This is a genomic window from Vibrio sp. Y10_XG_PY6, from assembly GCF_024181795.1.
GTDB classification, from domain to species: domain Bacteria; phylum Pseudomonadota; class Gammaproteobacteria; order Enterobacterales; family Vibrionaceae; genus Vibrio; species Vibrio diabolicus.
Window position 1 is genome coordinate 1,171,633 of sequence record NZ_JAMZAQ010000001.1, and the last position, 19,132, is coordinate 1,190,764.

Annotated in this window: 16 protein-coding genes and 1 pseudogene; 3 read left to right on the plus strand and 14 right to left on the minus strand. The window is 40.7% G+C overall.

Translation table 11 applies throughout. The annotated features are described in order from the left end of the window. Nucleotide 1: 1 nt before the first annotated feature. The 11 genes and pseudogenes from tadF to NL644_RS05230 all read right to left on the minus strand — a co-directional run bounded on the left by tadF (nucleotide 2) and on the right by NL644_RS05230 (nucleotide 9,297). Nucleotides 2–580: a tight adherence pilus pseudopilin TadF gene (gene tadF / locus NL644_RS05180; RefSeq protein WP_124007830.1), complete on the minus strand. Its 579-nt coding sequence runs from the start codon at nucleotides 578–580 to the stop codon at nucleotides 2–4. After that, nucleotides 570–1,112: a TadE family protein gene (locus NL644_RS05185; protein ID WP_124007829.1), complete on the minus strand. Its 543-nt coding sequence runs from the start codon at nucleotides 1,110–1,112 to the stop codon at nucleotides 570–572. The genes tadF and NL644_RS05185 overlap by 11 nt, the downstream gene beginning before the upstream one ends. Next, entirely contained in the window at nucleotides 1,109–2,197 is a 1,089-nt protein-coding gene (locus NL644_RS05190; RefSeq protein WP_253658111.1) for a lipopolysaccharide assembly protein LapB, read from the minus strand. The genes NL644_RS05185 and NL644_RS05190 overlap by 4 nt, the downstream gene beginning before the upstream one ends. Continuing rightward, nucleotides 2,197–3,063: a type II secretion system F family protein gene (locus tag NL644_RS05195; protein WP_253658112.1), complete on the minus strand. Its 867-nt coding sequence runs from the start codon at nucleotides 3,061–3,063 to the stop codon at nucleotides 2,197–2,199. The genes NL644_RS05190 and NL644_RS05195 overlap by 1 nt, the downstream gene beginning before the upstream one ends. Next, complete coding sequence (locus NL644_RS05200) at nucleotides 3,063–3,977, minus strand: type II secretion system F family protein (RefSeq protein WP_253658113.1); 915 nt, start codon at nucleotides 3,975–3,977, stop codon at nucleotides 3,063–3,065. Before NL644_RS05200 ends, NL644_RS05195 begins: the two co-directional genes overlap by 1 nt. Next, nucleotides 3,974–5,239, minus strand: a complete 1,266-nt coding sequence (locus NL644_RS05205; protein WP_005445970.1) for a CpaF family protein — start codon at nucleotides 5,237–5,239, stop codon at nucleotides 3,974–3,976. Before NL644_RS05205 ends, NL644_RS05200 begins: the two co-directional genes overlap by 4 nt. Then, nucleotides 5,236–6,435 carry a type II secretion protein gene (locus NL644_RS05210; RefSeq protein WP_253658114.1) on the minus strand — a complete coding sequence of 400 codons (1,200 nt, stop codon included), beginning with the start codon at nucleotides 6,433–6,435 and terminating at the stop codon, nucleotides 5,236–5,238. Before NL644_RS05210 ends, NL644_RS05205 begins: the two co-directional genes overlap by 4 nt. Nucleotides 6,436–6,438: 3 nt before the next feature. Then, nucleotides 6,439–6,888 (minus strand): hypothetical protein, encoded by a 450-nt coding sequence (locus NL644_RS05215; protein WP_005445974.1) that lies wholly within the window; start codon nucleotides 6,886–6,888, stop codon nucleotides 6,439–6,441. Next, a pseudogene (locus tag NL644_RS05220) lies at nucleotides 6,888–8,231 on the minus strand (type II and III secretion system protein family protein). Before NL644_RS05220 ends, NL644_RS05215 begins: the two are co-directional and overlap by 1 nt. A 2-nt stretch (nucleotides 8,232–8,233) precedes the next feature. After that, complete coding sequence (locus NL644_RS05225; protein ID WP_124007824.1) at nucleotides 8,234–8,989, minus strand: pilus assembly protein CpaB; 756 nt, start codon at nucleotides 8,987–8,989, stop codon at nucleotides 8,234–8,236. Between the two features lie 56 nt (nucleotides 8,990–9,045). Then, nucleotides 9,046–9,297 (minus strand): Flp family type IVb pilin, encoded by a 252-nt coding sequence (locus tag NL644_RS05230; protein WP_046876019.1) that lies wholly within the window; start codon nucleotides 9,295–9,297, stop codon nucleotides 9,046–9,048. Nucleotides 9,298–9,491: 194 nt separating this feature from the next. Between NL644_RS05230 and NL644_RS05235 the strand changes: the two genes are divergently transcribed. Next, nucleotides 9,492–9,935 (plus strand): prepilin peptidase, encoded by a 444-nt coding sequence (locus tag NL644_RS05235; protein ID WP_124007823.1) that lies wholly within the window; start codon nucleotides 9,492–9,494, stop codon nucleotides 9,933–9,935. A gap of 52 nt (nucleotides 9,936–9,987) precedes the next feature. Here the strand turns inward: NL644_RS05235 and NL644_RS05240 are convergent, their stop codons facing one another. The 3 genes from NL644_RS05240 to NL644_RS05255 all read right to left on the minus strand — a co-directional run bounded on the left by NL644_RS05240 (nucleotide 9,988) and on the right by NL644_RS05255 (nucleotide 15,568). After that, nucleotides 9,988–10,896: a LysR family transcriptional regulator gene (locus tag NL644_RS05240; RefSeq protein ID WP_367618266.1), complete on the minus strand. Its 909-nt coding sequence runs from the start codon at nucleotides 10,894–10,896 to the stop codon at nucleotides 9,988–9,990. A 609-nt stretch (nucleotides 10,897–11,505) separates the two neighbouring features. Further along, entirely contained in the window at nucleotides 11,506–12,486 is a 981-nt protein-coding gene (locus tag NL644_RS05250) for a GlxA family transcriptional regulator (RefSeq protein WP_253658115.1), read from the minus strand. 46 nt (nucleotides 12,487–12,532) lie between these two features. Further along, the gene (locus NL644_RS05255; RefSeq protein ID WP_253658116.1) at nucleotides 12,533–15,568 is read right to left on the minus strand and encodes a M6 family metalloprotease domain-containing protein; all 3,036 of its coding nucleotides are present in this window, start codon (nucleotides 15,566–15,568) and stop codon (nucleotides 12,533–12,535) included. Between the two features lie 265 nt (nucleotides 15,569–15,833). Between NL644_RS05255 and NL644_RS05260 the strand changes: the two genes are divergently transcribed. After that, the gene (locus tag NL644_RS05260; RefSeq protein WP_253658305.1) at nucleotides 15,834–18,056 is read left to right on the plus strand and encodes a M9 family metallopeptidase; all 2,223 of its coding nucleotides are present in this window, start codon (nucleotides 15,834–15,836) and stop codon (nucleotides 18,054–18,056) included. A gap of 179 nt (nucleotides 18,057–18,235) precedes the next feature. After that, on the plus strand, nucleotides 18,236–18,973 hold the full coding sequence (locus NL644_RS05265; RefSeq protein ID WP_253658117.1) for an EAL domain-containing protein: 738 nt from the start codon (nucleotides 18,236–18,238) through the stop codon (nucleotides 18,971–18,973). Nucleotides 18,974–19,132 lie beyond the last annotated feature (159 nt).

The window sequence follows — 19,132 nt, forward strand, 5'->3', positions numbered from 1 at the left end:
ATTAAATCCTTGCAAATGAATAGGAACTGGTCACTACTTTGATCGGCTCACCGCTCATAAGACCGATAATGTTAAACGGCGTTTTGTAGCAAAGAGACACGTGATAAAGAGGAAGGCGTCGGTTCTGCGTGGTCAAAGGCAATAGTTTTGTTGCTTTTTCCAACGTAATGTCCTCTAGATCCGGAAAATTACACCCCGCCGTCATGCCCTTTAAGGCGGTGGTTCTAACAAGCTTCTTATCTTTATCAATCAAAGATAGCTCTAAGACTCGCATCCCCAGCTCATTTTCGTCAAAATCTGGTAGTGTGCGTTTCAACATGCCTTTCGCCATATCGAACGAATTGTTCATGTGTGTCTCGCACTGCTTACCTCCTGCGCCGCAAATATCAAGTTCATTGGCAAACAACTGTCGGCGTTCACTAATAACACTGACGATCGAATACACCACCCTATCCAACTGCCCTTTTTTATTAACGGCGATGGTGTAGTTGATATGCATGGCAATAATGGAGCCAAAAAAGAGTAAGACCAATGCAAGTTCAACAATAAAAGCACCGGTTTGCTTTGACTTAGTTACCACAACTGATCTCCTCTCCTAACTTGAACGTGCAGCGCTCGTACTCCTGAACCGCGACCATCTCACGACTAATGTTCATGCTTGGCATAACAAAGTTAAACAGAGGCTGATAGGTGAAGCTCAATTGGTATATGGCAATTGGCATGTTGACAGAGTTTTCAGCAGTGTCGCCTTTCTTGATGTTTGGGCATTCACTCAACGCTTTTCCAGTGCGATTACAATGGATAAAGTCAGTTAGGTTTTTAAAGTAATAAACCGATGCCGAAACCGTTGAGTGATCAACAACTTTTGACCATAGTGCACCACCACTTGATTCAAGCTTGGTTTTTATTACGTCTTGGTAGTCGACTTTTTCAGTACTGTGAGAGCTGCCTTGCTTTTTACTGCTCATCACTGCTGTGGTTAATGCATGATCCGTCACGCCCATTGAGTACGTTAAAACCGACAAGTCAAACCAAGTAAACAGAACCATTAGTAAAACTGGCAAGCCCATTGCGGTCTCAACCGTCAAACTTCCCTTTTGAAACTTGATCATAACTCGACGTACCTTTTCTTCGTGTAATCAACAACAAAGGCACCTTTGATATCCATATTTTCAAGAAATTTCTTTGCGTCATTGATATCACTGAACTCACCAATGCAGTAACGCTTCCATAAGCCGTGCGTGTAGGAATACACACTTCCATAATTGCCTTTCAGATAGTTTAAGTAATCCGAAGGAATCACCTTATAGGTTGCCAAAACTTGAATTCGGTAAATTGAAGGTGCTTTAGGGCGTAAGTTTTTTGGATCTAGAACTGAGCGTGCTACGTACTTTGGTTTCAAATCGACTGATTTCGTTTCCATTTCCATATTTTTCTTTTCCTTTACTTTAGCGACCTGCTTTGGTGGAACTGTTTTCGTTACTTTTTTAGGAAGCGGTTTAACGCTCTGCATGAGTTTTTTCAGTTTGACTCGCGCTTCCTGTTCGCTGCTGTCGTGCTTTAACACTTCCAGTGCCACGTCAGGTCGGTGTGAGCGAGTCGAAGCTAATAGTAGATTTGAGCGGACTTTTTCATCGTTCGGATTAGCCGCAAACAAGCTGTAGAGCAGTTCCATCGCAGGTTCCGGACGACCTTGCAACATCATCACGACGGCAATATTGTTATTCGCTTCTCGGTCCGATGCGCCGTTTTTCTTGCTGTCGTTGAAGTTGACGATTGCACCGTTGTAATCTTTCTTACGCGCTAAAATCTTGCCTTTCAAAAGATAATAATTACCCTTCGGACCACCGTTTTCTAAATAGTCATCTAGATAGCGTTCACTTGCGTCATAATTACGTTTTAGATATTCCAACTTAGCTAAGATGTAAATAATCTCTGGATCTTCGAGGTCTTTCTTCTCAAGAGTATTTATGTATAACTCGGCAGACTTTTGGTCTTTATTATCGAGGTATAAATTGATCAGTTTTATCTTATAGCTTGGAACTTCAACCAAATTTGCTTTATAAAACTCGATCAGTTGTTCAGTTTGTCCAGCATTAGTTAGTAGTTTTTCTTTGGTTACTAATTCCTGATTGATGGTTGAACAACCACTTAAAAGCAGTAAAACAAAAAGGGAAATATAGTTTTTTACATTCATTATCCTAGCATCCTCATTATCCCTGGCGCTGCGATTAGAACAACAATAGGAACCATGATAAAAGCGATCATTGGTATGGACATTTTTGCCCCCATCTTTCCTATTTTTTCTTCCAAATCGAGCATGTTTATTTCTCGAATATCAGAAGCGAGGGAAGCTAATACCGCACCTACTGATGAGCCGTACTTCAAGCTTTGAGTAAGAGTCATGACAAAGCTTTGCGCTTCTGTGGTTGGAACCAGATCATAGAACTCAGTAAGCGCTCGATCCAAACCAACAATTTTGGCTCGTTCTGACGTTTTTTTAACAACATAAGCCAGGTTTTCATCGACTGTTTTTAGCTCGTTCGACAGATATTCCAAGCTCGCTTCGAGCGTCATCCCGGTATGCACACACACGTTCATTAAGTCGAGCAAGAAAGGCAGTCGACTACTGACGTGACGAACGTTCGCATTCCCTTTCGATGAAATGTACATATCTGGCGCAATCAAACACACAAGCATCGAAAGCGAGAATGAAATAAACGCAGATGAAAACTCCATATCTCCCTGCATGTAAGAATAACCAATAAATGCTAAGCAAAATAACAGTGGTATAACCTTCAGCAGGTAATAAGCTTGCGCAATAAAATCACTATGAATCCCTGCTCTAACTAAGTTGTTTTTCGTTTCTTCTTTATTAAAAGACAGGCGCGAAAGTTGTACTGCCAACTTATCCGAAAAAGGCGTCTTTTCTTGGGTTGAGTCAATGATCTTCTTTGTCGAAATATTCGCTTTGGTTTTATCAAACACTTTTAACGAGTAATACGCGACAGATAGTGAAATAAACAACCCTAATGCTAAAAAGATTAATTTTATATCGACCACTACTTCACCCCTCTTAATATCATGTAGATAAAGAAGAATCCGATAGCTTCACTGATCAACACGTAATAGAAAATAGGCTTCCCACCATCTTCAAACATCACGAAGTTATAATTTTCAGGGCTGGTTACTTTCAAAATCATGATAAAGATTACCGGCAGAGCCGCGATGATTTTTGCTGAAGCACGCGCCTCTGACGTCAGTGCGTTTTTCTTCTTCTCGATTGCCCTTGCTTCAAACATGATTCGGTTGATGCGGTTAATGACATCTTTTAGTTGGCCACCTCGACTCAAGTTGATTCGAATCGTCGCCGCAAAGAAAAAGTACTCAACATAAGGGAACGACGCAGCACTGCGCGCCAATACATCATCTGGGTCTTCACCGATAAGAAGGCGCTCTGACATCTTCTTGAACTCTTCGCCTACTTCATTATCAAGCTGAGTGCCCACGTATTCGAACGCATGGACAATACTTTGACCCGAGGAGAGCGCACCAGAAAGAATGTTCAGCGCATCCGGGAAGTTATCCTTGAATCGCTGCGCTTGGATGCCACTAAGTTTGAGAATAAACATCACAAACAATATTGGCTCCAAAGCAAGCAACACTTTCCAATACTCAAACATGAAGAACCAATCGTTAACGAAGTAAACCGCTAATGAAGATCCCGCGAAAAAGCCAATCAATTTGATTCCTGCATTAGGACTCAACAGCTTTTTCAACTGCTTAAATTTATCCTTAATCTTTTTTCGGTAGCTGATATCAAAGCTTTCTGAATCGATAACCGCTCGAGAGCCAGAAACGCCCTCGAACGTATTAGATTGCTCAATGATCGATGTGATTTCTTTCTGTTTTTTCGAATGCCCAATAAACAGAAACAACGCAACTACAACCCATAGCAAAATGACAATCAACATCATGAGAACAGCTCCTGCAGCGCCCCATCCAAGCCAAAGAACTTCGCTCGCTCATAAATTACAGAGCGCTTAGAAAGACCTGGTGTTCGAAATTCGCCTGAGATTTTGCCTTCATCACCCATTCCGTTGTTTTCAAACCGGAAGATATCTTCCATAACAACGTTGTCACCTTCGAGACCAACAATTTCACTGATAAACAAGATCTTACGACTACCATCATGGAGTCGTCGTACTTGGACTATCAGGTCAACCGCACTCACGATGGTTCGACGAATCGCCTCAAGCGGTAGACTGGCTGTCGCCATCATTACCATACTCTCCACACGAGCAATCGCATCACGAGGGGTGTTCGCGTGGAGCGTAGACATTGAGCCATCGTGACCAGTGTTCATTGCTTGAAGCATTTCAAACGCTTCACCACCACGACACTCACCAACAATGATTCTATCTGGTCGCATACGCAGAGCGTTGATTACCAAATCTCGCGCAGTGATTTCACCCGTCCCTTCAACGCTTGCTTGACGAGTTTCCAATCGAACAATGTGTGGTTGTTGCAACTGAAGTTCGGCCGCATCTTCAATGGTAACGATACGTTCACCACTACCAATGAAACCGGACAATGCGTTCAACAAGGTTGTTTTACCTGAACCCGTACCCCCAGAGATAAGGATGTTGCACTTACAATGGCTGGCAATCGAAAGCAGCTTTGCCATTTCAACCGATAGCGCGCCAAACTGAACCAAGTTTTCCAGCTTGATTTTTTGCTCTTTGAACTTACGAATAGAAATGGATGTCCCATCGATTGCAAGAGGCGGAATAACAATGTTTACACGGCTTCCATCTTCCAAACGAGCATCACAAAGCGGTTTCGATTCATCAATTCGACGCCCCACATTTGACGCAATACGCTTAGCAATGGTGTTGAGCTGTTTCTCGTTGACGAACTGAATTGGTGACTTTTCTACCTTACCGTTCAATTCGATAAAGATGTCTGAGGGACCATTGATCATGATGTCCGAGATTTCATCGTTATCAACCAACGCTTGAAGGGGTCCAAGACCTTTCAACTCGTCAAGCAGTGCTTTAACCAGCTCTAAACGCTTTAAGCTACTGATTTGAAGTTGCTTCTTCTCAATAAGAATATTAACGGAGTCTTTTAGTTGGCTCTCAAGCTCTAACGGTTCAACGTCAACTAACGAGGCTGCATCTAAAGCGTCAAAGATTTCGTCCCGGATCTCGATATAAACTTCTTTCAAGTGATTCATTTCTTAAACCACGCGAACTTTTTCTGTACTTTGACTTTTTTACCCGTCAACGAATTCACAATATTGGCAATGGCAGCTGCAAACTTAAGCTTTGCCGTATTTTGAATGCCTTGTTGAATAATGAGCTTCTCTAGATTGGCTTCATAAGCAAAATCAATCGCGTCTTTGGCTTTGATTTTCTCTTTCGCCCCTTGAAGCGGCATCATGTAGTCCTTCTGAGATCGCGTCATCGAGAAAATCACTCGATGCTCAGACTTACCCAGCTTCTTCTTGATTGAGTGGTACGCTCTTAGTGAGGCCACAGAAGGTTCACAAACAATAAAAATACGGTTGTATCGGTCACTGATGTCTTCTGCTGTCAACTCATCAATCGCACTGAGCGGCATGGAATCAATGATAAAGTTGTATTGATCAACCAGTTCATTAGAGATGCGAAACAACGAATCTACATGATCGCTCAAGCAAGCAACGTTCTTTTCTAATGTGAGGAAGTTGAGCTTATCTTTAACGGGTTTTACATAGCTTCCAGCAATCGCGGCATCCAGTTCAGACTGGTTCAAATCAATGCTGTTTTGCTGCGCTTTTAGCCCTTTTAAGCCTAGAAATATGTCTGAGTTTAGTGCGATGGTGTCATGCTCAACAAGCAAGGTTTTTAAATTAGCTTGTTGACTCAAACTGTGTGAAAGAAAGGCACTGATCGTGGACACGCCCACCCCACCTTTGCTACCAAGCATTAAGACTCGCTTGGCAATGCGAGACTTCTTCTTAACTGTTGGTGAGAATGTCGCAGCACTTGACTCTTTAAGCGCCCCTAACAAACCATCGAGTTCAGGGTCCCAAAGAATGTAGTTGGCACCCAATGACAAGACTTTATCTCGCATCAGTATTGAGTCCATGTTACTCACTACAATAAGAGAAATGCTGACGTCTAATCTTGAAGAGATCTCCGCAACTTCTGAAATCAACTCGCCACATGCTCTTAAGTCAAGAATGACATGTTTTATTTCAGCGTTAGTTTTATGCCAACTTTCGTCATCAATATCGTCGACTTTTAAAGGTGAAGCGAAACCTTCGATTGCGTAGAGCTCGTCGATTGCTTGAAGAAAAGCCAAATCATCTGAAACAACCAGATCAATGGTCTTGTTCTTCTTATCTTTGCTTGATGAAGTCGTTTTGAATAGGTTATCTAAATCCATTTTTTACTCCGCCACAGGATTCGTCATACTCAAGCGTCTGTTGTATTCCAAGCTGCACCCAAATGGATGATGTTTAAGGGTGTTGAATGAAACAGCATCACAAGTTTGCTCTTGCATCTTGTGGTATTTCGCAACGATTTTTACGCCTTTGCTTTCGCTGTTTGCGTTTAGGGTATAACGCAACTTGTTTACGCCTTTGGCTTTGATTTCTTTCACAAAGCCATCAACAAACTGACTTTCTTTGGCGTCGTAATTGATTGCAAATGTCGACTTTGGATACTGAAGATTAATTTGATTGACGAAGTTAACTGACTTATCCATCGCCACTTCTTTGTTTGTGACTCGAAACTCAAAGGTTTCTACAATTGTGTCTACGGTTGTTTTGTTTGGTGTTACCGATACCGAGCAACCCGAGAGTAATACAGAAACCACCAACAATAGGTTTGCCTTCATTAGTTAAAGCCTCCCGCCTTTATCGTATTTTCCAGCTCTTCGTCATCAACATTTGAAAGATCAAGTTTCAACAAACGCTCAAGATCACTCGTTCGTTTGAACTTCGGCAGTTTGATATCGGTTTCTTTAACAGGATCGACGAGGTTAACTGTCGCTACGATAATCAGCTCAGTCTTTCTTCTTTCAGTATTGGTTTTACTAAACAGTGCACCCAAAATCGGGATATCACCCAGGTAAGGGATTTTGGCTAATGATTCCTGTTCTTCTGATGTCAACAGACCCGCTAGAACAAAGCTTTGACCATCTTTCAATTGCACGGTCGTTTGGGCTTTGCGAGTCCTCAAAGAAGGCACACTGATGAGTCCAGAGTTCACACCATTGGTCTTATCAATAGAGCTCACTTCCGGCAGCAGTCACAAACGAATATTTTCAGAGTCTGTTACTTTAGCAACCATCGACAGCTTTACGCCGTACTCTTTGTAAGTAACAGAGATACCATCGTTATCGCGAACTGTAATAGGGATTTCACCACCGACTAGAAAGCTTGCGGACTCACCGGAAATCACTGATAAATTTGGTTCGGCAAGCACTTGTCCAATGCTGTCATTACCACTCGCTGAAATAACCGCAACGATATCCTCAGCAGTAAAATCTAAAATTTTATTGACGAACTGACCAGCACCACCAATGGACTTACCGTTTGTTTCAGCGTATGAAACCCCTAGCTCGGTCAAGAATGAACTTGAAACTTCTGCAACCGTCAGCTTTACGTTGATTTGATCAGTCGTGAGAACTTTCAGGTTGTTGATGATGTCTTCAAACACATAAGTCGCTGTGTAGTCGAGAGCATCGCCAGCTTCTCCGTTTGCATTAGTGAGCTCAAAAGTGTTCCTTTGTTTGCTCTTTTTCAGCATTTCACCTACGTGGCGATACACCTTGTTTTTGATTTCTTCGCTGCTCACGACACCATCAATGACAACCTGCTCACCAATATTGGTCAGCTTAATGTCTTCATCGGGATACCTTGCAATAAGCGTTTGTTTTAAAAGCCTTAAGCTTTTATTTACTACCACTTCTGCGTTGTAAATTTCGTTTCCTGCTCGGTCGTACGCGATAATGGAAGTGGCGCCACGGCCAATACCGTAAATCACCAATTTCCCGTTTGCGATGACCTTGTAATCCGCAATTTGGGTATCTGCGACAAACACGGTATCAATGTTGCGTTTTACATTAATCGTCTTCGCTGCACCTTTATCAAGGCTTAATAGATCCCCAGCTGACGCGGAAACCGGGAGAAGCAAAACCAATCCCAGCGTGACTGATAATATATTTTTATTGAACACCCTTAATTCCCTCTCAGCTGTCGAACGCCAAATCGATGCTCAATCAAATCGCTACTTTTTACAGATAAGTATTTATGAACCATCTTTGCTGGAACCAGAGTTATGGCTCCAATTTTCTGTGCCATTTCAAGCTTAAGTACCTGTTTAACGGTCAACGCGATAATCAAGCCATATTCTTCATTTGACGAATCATCATCTTCAGAAACGTTCATCGATTGCAAAACCAAAGCCCCGTCAATGATGACGTTGCTCGTTAAGCTATCGATATCGGAATAGCCACTTTCTAATAAATTAGATTGAGATGAGGTTGTGGCAACAAAACTGACGCGATCGCCAGGTTGAATTGGTAGCGCTTCTACAATGCTACTGCCTTGCGACAAGTAGTAGTAAGGCACTTGGTCTTTTTTAAGTGAAAGATACATGTAATCTTTTTCACCAGGATTAGAAACCAAGTCTGGTGTTAATTGCATACCTTCATTGACGTCTTTCGCCCATAGAGCACCTGAATCAATCTTGATACTCGCGTAAGGAACGTATGAATGCTGTTTTGCTTCCGACTCGGGAAACTCACGAATATCTATTGCATCGGTGTTAACCGGCTCAGCTTTGTTTACAGCTCGATTAACGAATGCGACCTCTACAAACACTTCATTTTCGACCACTGCCACTGGCTCAGGCTGATCAAAAAAATCGCTGACGTAGAAAAAAGCCAAAAACATAGTGATGGCAACAAATACAAAAACTAATGCTCTACTCATAGAATAAAAACCTTAAAAGAGAGGGTTTCCCCTCTCTAAATTTATAACTGGTTAACTTATCCTTGTTTACCGTCAGCTTTATTGCCAGAGCCAGAACCTCCAGCAGAGTTAGCACTTTCCATTGAAGTGGAAATTTTGCCCATCGCATCATTTAACGTTGTTTTCAAAGTGCCATCTTTGAATACAAATAGAATAATTGAAGACATTGCTACAGCGATGATTGCGTATTCCACAGCAGTGACACCACGTTTGTCAGAATTAAATTTATGGCGGATATTACGAAGTTTATTATTGATATTTAAAAGCATGTTTACCTCTATTTCCCTTGAATTAATCACTCGTTTCGTGAACGAATAAAATTTACATCAACAGAAACAATCACACCAATTAAGCTTTTTTATTTACATATAAGATGTTGTTATAAAATCAATGAAATCCATTACATAAATTTTTATTATCGAAAACAATTTGAATTTATAAGTGAAAAATTTAAAATAGGAAAATGAATTATATAAATTTTGCTTTGTGGCTAACTTGCCTGGTCAACGTCTTACTCATATTCTATGACGATATTCGTTATAGAATTGTGAAACATCGATTTCTTCTTATTATCTTTATTACTTCACTACTTAGCTTGTTGTTTACTCCAGAACCACTAGCTCAACTCACAGTGAGTATCTCTGTTTTTATTTGTTTCTTTATACTTTGGTTGATAAACATTGTAGGAGGCGGAGATGTAAAACTCATTGGCACACTTTTCTTAGGAGTGAATGATGAATATATGTTAGCTGCAATAGTAACTATAGGATTACTGGGTGGGATTCAAATATTGGTTATGTGGTTAATGTCTGTTTATCGTAAAAAAATACCTTTTGAGAATGGCATCCCTTACACAATACCAATTGGTATAAGTGGGCTCTTTTTCTTCTACATGTCATTAATTTAAGCATTATTAAAACAAACGCCATGTCTATTTATTCAATAGGCATGGCGTTTTTCTACATCACTTCACAACTGGTTAGTAACCGACCCGTAGGTGGTCTACCAACCACGCCTTTAGAAGTCAGTCGGAATGTTTCGGTAATCAAACTTCTCAAACGTTCTTGGTCGATTTTCTTCGCAGCAGAATCATTACACCATACGTACATCTCAATGTACTTGGATAGCGGATACTGGCTACACTTGTAATCGCCCAGTGTCCAACTAGGACAGATAACAAAAGTATTTTCCGCTTGCAGTTCATTGATCATCAATCGAGACGAAGAAGTAGTAAGCCAATGTTTTACTCTAGAAGTATCCACACCAGAAGAGTCAAGCAATACCTCAGCATCTCGCCTAGTCAAAGTATTACAAAAGACGATTCGCTCAGGGTAGCATTCCTCAGGTTTGACTGCACAGCCGCAAGCCAAAATGTATTGCTCTCTATTTAGTGGGAAAACGCGACCTTCCACGGATGTGGTGTCACCAATAGCGAAGACTAAATCGTGGTTATCTTTATCAACACAATTCATGTCGCTATAACTTGTAATAGCTAACTCGACGTCGTTATACACTCTAAAAGAGCTAATTACCTTCGCTACCAATTCAGGAGCAAATGAATCAGATATCGCAATAGAATACCGTTCAAACATATCTACTTGAGCCAATTCGTCAAATAATTGGTCATATAAAGACATTGTTCTGTCTGTATAACTAAGTAATATTTGTCCATGTTTAGTCAGATTGAATCCATCTTTTCGATCGAAGACTTCAGCCCCTATAGTACATTCAAGTTTTTTAATATGTTGTGAAACGGCTGGTTGGGTTAAATATAGACTTTCTGCTGCCGCAGTAAAACTTCTATGCCTTGCAACATGTGAAAAAGTGCGCAAGTACTTTACATCGATGGTACGTTTATTTGCTTTCATTTTAATAACACCAAGACCCAATAATTTCCGATAGTTATAATTTTTATAAATCCATAAAGCTACAGATGAAGCTAGTTAATAAATAGCTCCCCTCTATAACTCTGTCTCTTATTTTACGTCTAAGCATTAAACAGTTGTATAAGAAACCAGTTTCTTATTAACTAAGTTTTACACTGATCCGAAAAGACAAAAAACATTGCAAACACATGTTTTAATTATTATTTTACACTGAAAAATAATTGATTTAAAAAAGGTAAATTTATAATATTGTGTCTTAATCACCCCCTTTATAAGGTCTAAATCCCCCTTTTATTTTAAGTAATCACTTAATAATATTCATATTGTTTTATTTCATAACAAACTATATACATTATATGAACGACAATATTATTAATAGAAATTAAGTAATTATAAGAATACGTATATATAAGTATAAGTTACCGTTATTAATAATTAATTCAAGACTAACTCATTTATACTCGAACGAAAATAGCAAACGTTTGCCATTTTCGTTCGAACTATAATATGGATTTAAAACGAATGTAAATATGACTATTCAATTAATAATGTTGTATAGATCATAATTCTGGCCATGAGATATGCTTATCATTAAACTTTAATTTGGTTTCTTTTACGGTATTCAAGTGGAGAACAATCATTTTCTCGTTTGAATATCTGCCTGAAAAACTGTGTATCAACATAACCAGATCGACTTGCCACTTCATCAATTGACAATTTTGTTGACCTCAACAGTTCTTTTGCAAAAGATAAACGCCCTAACTGAATAAACTTTAACGGACTGATGGATGTCGCCTCTTTAAATCGGCGTTTTAACTGCCGTTCTGATAAGCAAGCTTCATTCGCTAAATCACTGATAGAAACGATGTCTAGATCCGTGGTGAGAATCCATTTTTGGATTTTTAGAATCAGCTCATCTCTGTGTTGCATGTAACGGAAAACATCACAGTATGAATGAGAGTTTCCACTGCTCTCTATTGTACTTAAAAACTGGTTACCAAGGTTTCGAGTGTGCTTTCCAAAATACTCTTCTACTATTTCCAGCATCACACTTGAGTGAGAGTAAGGTCCAGACGAAAGATAGACGTTTCCGTCAATGAGTGCTTTCTGCTCAGTCATGAGCATTATCTCAGGGAACAGTTCGCCAAAGAGGTGGGCGAAGTAAGAATGCATTACAGCTTTGTTTTGCTGCAAAAGACCGGCTTTCGCGACGACAAAAATACCAGTGTCAATTGCAACTATTTTGCTGCCTTTTAGGTGTAACTCTCTGATCCAATCGAACAATGCAGGATCGATCTTATCTAACGACTCTAAAGGATCGCCAATTGAGCCAATGATTAATATGTTTGTAAAATCAAATGATTGCCATTGTGCGGTTGGTTGAACGCTGATCCCCCCTCGACCAATTAACGGCCGATTGTTTGGCGTAACGACGTGTGTCATGAAACCTTGGAACTCTGCAAATTCAGCTGCTGTTTCCAAGATCTCTAATGAGCTTATTATTGATGCAAAATACCTCCCTGTCGGAGCAAGCGCTACGACACGGAGGTTTTTCTTATTGGTTTCCTTCAATCTTCATTCATCCTGCGAATACAAGGCGATGAATTATAATATTTTTCTACCAAATATCATTTCTTATTACGAATATATACAAATTATTAACCTTTGTTCTTAGACTAATCAGGATCATACACAGAATGACCCACAGCCCCATAGAGCCACCTTCTTCACTCTTGCCAGGATCATTTTCCACAACAACTTCTTGCTTAACAACCATAGCAACGTTCTTAGTAATAATTGCACCATCATTGTCGTTTACCGTCACTTCAAACGTCAGCTTTTCACTTTTCTCACTCACTTTTGGTAACGTCACTTCTACACTTATCGTGTCCGTGGTGGCAAACTGGGCTTTAGTCCCAGAAACTTGACGCCATTTGAATGAATGATTGGTTGAATCAACGTCTTTTAAGCCAAGTACAGATAGTGTGACTTTTTCATTTGATAGGCCTTCTTTACGACTCGCTTCGATAGAAAAGATCGGCTCATCATTAACCGCTTCGACCGAAATTACAGCCATAGCTGTATTAGATTCACGTCCGTTCTCTTTAACAATAGAAAACTCAAACTGGTCATTACCAAAGTAGTTTTCCTTGCTTTGGTAGATATTCCCATCAATCTTGCCGTGCATCGGCGGCTTTTTAATGACGATGGTGTCCCCTTTCTCTAGTCCTTGTTGCTGACGTAAGTTAAGTTCCAGTGGCGTATCTTCTAGCGCTTTGTATTGAAGACTATTGGCGGTGATTACTGGAGAATTGATCGTGATGACCACCTCACCTTCTGCTGTCGTCCCAAAATCGTCAGACACTTGATACTTCATTACTGCTCGTTGTTCTGGAATGTCCGAAACAGGAACAGAATAGTGGATTTTTTGTCCTGAGATTTCAGCGCTACCAATCGAAGGCTTTGATGTGATCTTGTCTAGCTTCAGTGTGCTATTCGCATCTGATGAGTGGTCATTCGCCAGTACATCAATCGTAATACTTTCACCGCTTAATACGGTGACGGAATCCGTTTCAACCGTAATACTAGGTTTCGCCTGAGGTTTTTCTAACAAAGCAGCAAAAGGATAGTTACGGCCACGCCCTTCGCTTAATCCGCTCGTCTTGTACGAGCTGGCATTTCCATAGAACTGCTTCTTTTTCTCTCCGTTAGACAAATAAGCGTCCAAGAATGAATAGCTGTATTCTGGCTTAGCGTTTTCTAGCTCAATGACCAACAACTGCTCACCTTCATCGATATCAAATGGCGATGCAAACATAACTCGACCACCAAACGTAGGAATCACCCCCGATGACACTTCAACTTGAGTGTCAACGTTAATAGCAGCATTCCCCCAACGGTTTGTAGTCAGGTCATATTTAAACATGCGATAACGCATCTCGGAGTTTGGTAGGATTGGCTTAGCAAATAAGTAGAAACCAACCAAAGATTGGTAACCGTCGTTGTTTTCTAACCCAAACCCTATCGTATTGTTGCGGCTGTCTTCATACACGTACGTTCTTGAAAGTGACGTTATCCAAGCCGATTTATTCGTCGATGAAGGAATAGATGCTCGTAACGTGCCGCTTTGATCTGTACTGGCGATATCATTAATCGAGATATTGGTTTCCCGGCCACCGGTGATGAGTTTTAAAGAAGGAGTTGTATCGTCCGAAATAGTGACCACATTGCTTGAGCCCGGGAACACATCACCTTGATCTGACCAACCACGAGTTTGTAGTTCATCCAGACCGTCCGCTTGGAATACCTGAACTTGCATTGGCCCTGTGTCATTGAAACGGTTGTCGATACTTACGGCCGTGATCAAAAGACCTTCACCTGACAACGCACGGTCGTATTCCGTTTTTCTTCTGTTTTCGAAGTAAGCTCTTGGACCTTGCTGTTTCAAGTACGGATCGAGATACACCACACCCTCGCCTTGACGAGTCTCGATCGTGCTAGAACCAGACGCTTCAATCACTTTCGGCTTGATGAAACCAGCAGCTTCCTTACTCCATGCCAACATATTGACCGGCGTTTCCCCTGCATACGTATCACCTTGTTTACTTGCCCAACTTCCGCCACCCATTAATCCCCATTGGCCAACAGAGCCGGAATGTTTGTAGGAGTACAAATCAGGTAGACCAAGCATCAAGTGTCCAAGTTCATGGGCAATCACGCCCATCGTAGATTGATGGTCACCTTGGAAGTCAGCAAACAAGCAGTAATCTCGAATGGTCTTTCCATCGATCTCAATCGCATTATGACTATAACGATGAGGCCAAATGTACGGCGTATTTACTGAACCGGCAGATTTATCATACCCCGCAAATACAAACATCACAGACAATTCGTCAGGCGTGATTTTGTCGTCGTTATTCAAATCGTAAGTAGACAAATCCACATAACGGTCTAACTTGTCGTAAGCGGCTTTAAAGGCTTCATTTAACTTACTGTCACAAGTCGCATCATTTTTTGAGTGGCAGTTCGGATGAGCGATATCCAACGTAAGGTCGATAACACCATCGTTCGCCGTACCTTCCGTTTCTTTCGCAGGCTCTACGATGTAACGTCCGTAGCTATTCTTACTGAAGTAGTCTTTTACACTTTGCTGATTATCACCAAAAATCACGTTGGTGAAGTCATTCACAAAGTCTTGGTTGTTAAAGCTCACCTGAACAACGAGCAAAGGTTGGTGCGTGGGCTCATTTGTTGCGTTTAGTGCCCGAATGGGAGTTTGCTCAAGATATGGCTCATTCATTGGATAAACGTGCTCAGAAGGCAATAAAGAAGACGTCGGGGTGACGCGTTCTTTTAACAGCTCTCTGACTGCTTGTGGCATTTCTAATTTGGCTTCAACCCCAAGAGAAGTGACGACAAAACGCCCATCAACAATTTCATGATTACCATAAAACCACCCTGTCTCTTCATCGTAGACATAAATAATGCCTTCTCTATCTTGATACCAGAAAGATTCTTGATCGCCATAAAGTTTTAATTCTTTCTTTGAACCATCATTTAACTGAAATTGATGCCAAGTTGGCGCAGGCAGCGTATTGGCATGAGCAAAGGAAACCATCAAAGTGCTGATGATTGGAAAATATATTTTTTTCATATACCCGTCGACTAAAATAAAAACCAAGCGTTATGTATATCAAAATCAATTTTTCCTTCCCAATTAACATTTCTACTGAATTTATAAATAATAGTTATTTGTTCAATATCACATAAAAATAGGCGTGTTGAGCATAATACATTTTTATCTAGCCATTAAATTCTATTATTTAACTATGCATCAGTAAAAATATATATTTGACGCCCATTTCAAATACAATACTAATTCTATGAAAAATATTAAAACTGCATGTCTTCTATTATCCATGCTTGGTGTTTTAACTGGATGTGGTGGTGATGATTCTTCCGGTGGAGTCAAGACTGTTCCCGTCGCTGGCGTAGATTCTGGCAACAAAAACGATGACAACGCTGACGTAGATTCAACTGTGGATGACGATACAGATACAGATACAGATGATGACAGTACCGTCGATGATGATTCCACGAAAGACGACGATACGACTGACGATGACACCGTGGTAGATGACGATACCGAGCTTTTCCCACACAAAGGAAAATGTACTGTTGAAGATTTTACGGTTGACCGAGTCAATATCGAATCAAGAGTCGCAAACAGTGACTACGAGTGCATGAGAACGTGGTTTTCTCCATCGTTAGAGCAAGCAGACGTCGTTTTCAGTACCATGAGCGTGAGTCGAATTACTGGCGGATTAAAAAATGCAATTGAAGCTTATAAAGGAACAAAAGAGCAAGCTCAGCAAATATACTATTTAGGTGAGTTCATTAAGGCAGCTTACAAAAACCGACACGATACCTTTGCTAAAAAGTTGCAACCTTTCCCATCCGAATTAAGCGTAAATATTGCCAATACCATTCAACAATTTTTGCGCTCGCCATACGCTCTAACTAGCGGCCGCGAACAGCAAGAAGCGCTCGCATCCATGTTGATTGTTGTTGATAGTATTCGTCAACTCGCCATCGCCGCACCCGATGTTTTCGCTATTCTTGATAGCTTTTCAGCGGATAAAAGCGACAGCTATTACTACCGTAAAGCCATCAACAATATCTTTGTCGCTATGGCTGGGCACTCACAAACCAAAGCGTTTTACGATGTGATTGAATCTGACTCAAGTTATATCCATCGTTTGAGTGGTTTTATTACCAACAACGAATGGGCGATAGGCACGGATTCTGAACAACTACTTGGCAATGCCGCGCGAGAGCTCGCTAGGCTGGTAAAAACTGAAGATACAGAGACCAAAAAAGTCGTTGTCGACACTTTAGATTCTTTGTTAAAGCGCTACCCGCTAGGCGGTAAGTCAGACAGAATTTGGGTTGGCATCGCCGAAATGGTTGACGCTTATGCATCAGATTATCTTGAGCAGCTAGGGCTAAGTAACTCAAAATCTGTATTAAAGCAGCGAATAATGACATTCAGTTATGATTGTCGCGGACCCGCGAGAATTCTTGCTCAAGAGATGACAGAAGCTCAAGCAATAACAAGCTGCGAAACATTAAACCTCAAAGAAGATGACTTCCACCAAACTGTTAATACCGGATATCAGCCTGTCGCTGATGATCATAGCGATAGTGTCGATGTTATTGTTTTTAAAACCAAAAGTGACTACTCGACCTACTCCAGCTTCCTTTTTGATAACACAACCAACAACGGCGGGCAGTTCCTTGAGCGAGACCCATCAAAACAAGGAAATGTACCTCGATTCGTCGCTTATCAAAACGGATGGGACGACGACTTTTCGATTCTAAACTTAGAGCACGAATATGTGCATTATTTAGACGGTCGATTCAACCAATACGGTGACTTTCATGACACAATGCGAGAAGGCAGTATCGTGTGGTGGTTGGAAGGTTTTGCTGAATACATGTATTACAAAGAGAGCTACAATGCTGCTCTAGTACTTGGCAAAGAAAAGACGCACACATTGGCAGACGTGTTCAGTACAAATTACAGCGACGGTTTAAACCGTGTGTACCGCTGGGGCTACTTAGCTGTGCGCTTCATGATAGAGAAGCATCCTGAAGACGTTACTGAACTGTTAGGTTACTCGCGTACCGGCCAATACAAAGAGTGGGTAAAACTGCTTGAACGATTAGGGCCTGCTTACAATACCGAGTTTCATTCGTGGCTGGATGAGGTGACGAAAGACATTGACGATTCGGATATTTCTCAGCCAAAACCGAAAGAGAAGCCTAAGAAAATCGAACTCAATACCAGCATCCAAGTAAGCAGTAAAAAGTTCTCTGAAACGCTCTTCTTTGTCGATGTTTCAGAAAGTTATAATCAACTAGAAGTGTCTATCTCCGGCACTGGTGATGCCGATCTATACGCTTGTTACGACAAAGTATGCCACTACTTCGAGTACGAATGGTCGAACTACACCCATGGCAGTAACGAAACGATTTCAATCCCAAAAAATGAAGACGGGTCGATCAAAATGGGACAATACTATTTCAGCATCAGTGGTCGTGAAGAATTCGACGTAGAACTCTCTGTTGTTGCGAAATAAATTTCTATCATCGTTCATTAGGCACCTGTTTTCTCGATGGTGCTTAATGAACATTAAATATTATTTATAAAGGTATTATAATTCTTAATTTCCTGACGTAATAACTTTAGATATAGAATATGAAACGATGTTTAAGTGTAAGTCAAACATAGTAATAGTAAACGGATAAAGTGGATAATATGAAAAGGAATATGCCTTACCTACCTAGCTTTAAATTGACTGACTTTGATATAAAAACGTTAGTACAACCTATCCTCTGTCCTAGAAGCCAAGAAATTCAATATTACGAAATTTTGTCTAAGATAAGCACTTTTGATAAAAGCAACATAAACAACGATGTATTCTTTTCCATTATAGACAACACGTTTATTCAAACTCTCGCTTTACAACAAATTCGATTTTCTCTTGAAAAATACCCTCACCAACTACACTCTTTTAATATTAAACTCTCTTGTTTAGCTGACGAAGATTTTGTCCGTGAGCTTTTAAGCTTCAATGGTGCTAAGTTTGCTCTTGAGATAAGCGAGCTTGATTGTTATACCGAATCAAAAGAAATACGCGAAAACTTGTCAGTGTTACAAGCGAACAATATCGAGATTTGGCTGGATGACTATCACCGTAACAACAAGCTGGCTAACATGTCACTTGGCAAAATACTTTGGGATCGTATCAAGATTGACAAAAGCTTTCTAAAACACGCCGACCAAGAGTCTATACAAGCACTAGAGTACTTCTTAGCCCCTTTCTGCTTACACGGATTGATCTTCGAGGGTGCTGAGTACATCGAACATCATAAGATGTTAAAGACAAGCCACTCATTAACTCAAGGTTATTATTACTTTAGACCGTCCCCATTAAACTCTCTCGATTCAAAACCGTGCGCTTCCGACTCCGGAAAGCTCTCGTATGTAGGATAGACAAAGAGCCCAAAACTTTCAATATAGAGGTCGCACAGGAATCAAACCTTGCATAAACACTGAACTTAAAACGTCTGAACAATGCAACCAACTGATAAATAAAAGCTTAACACTAGATATAATGACTAAAAAACGTGTTTATGAGTAGCTAAAGATAGC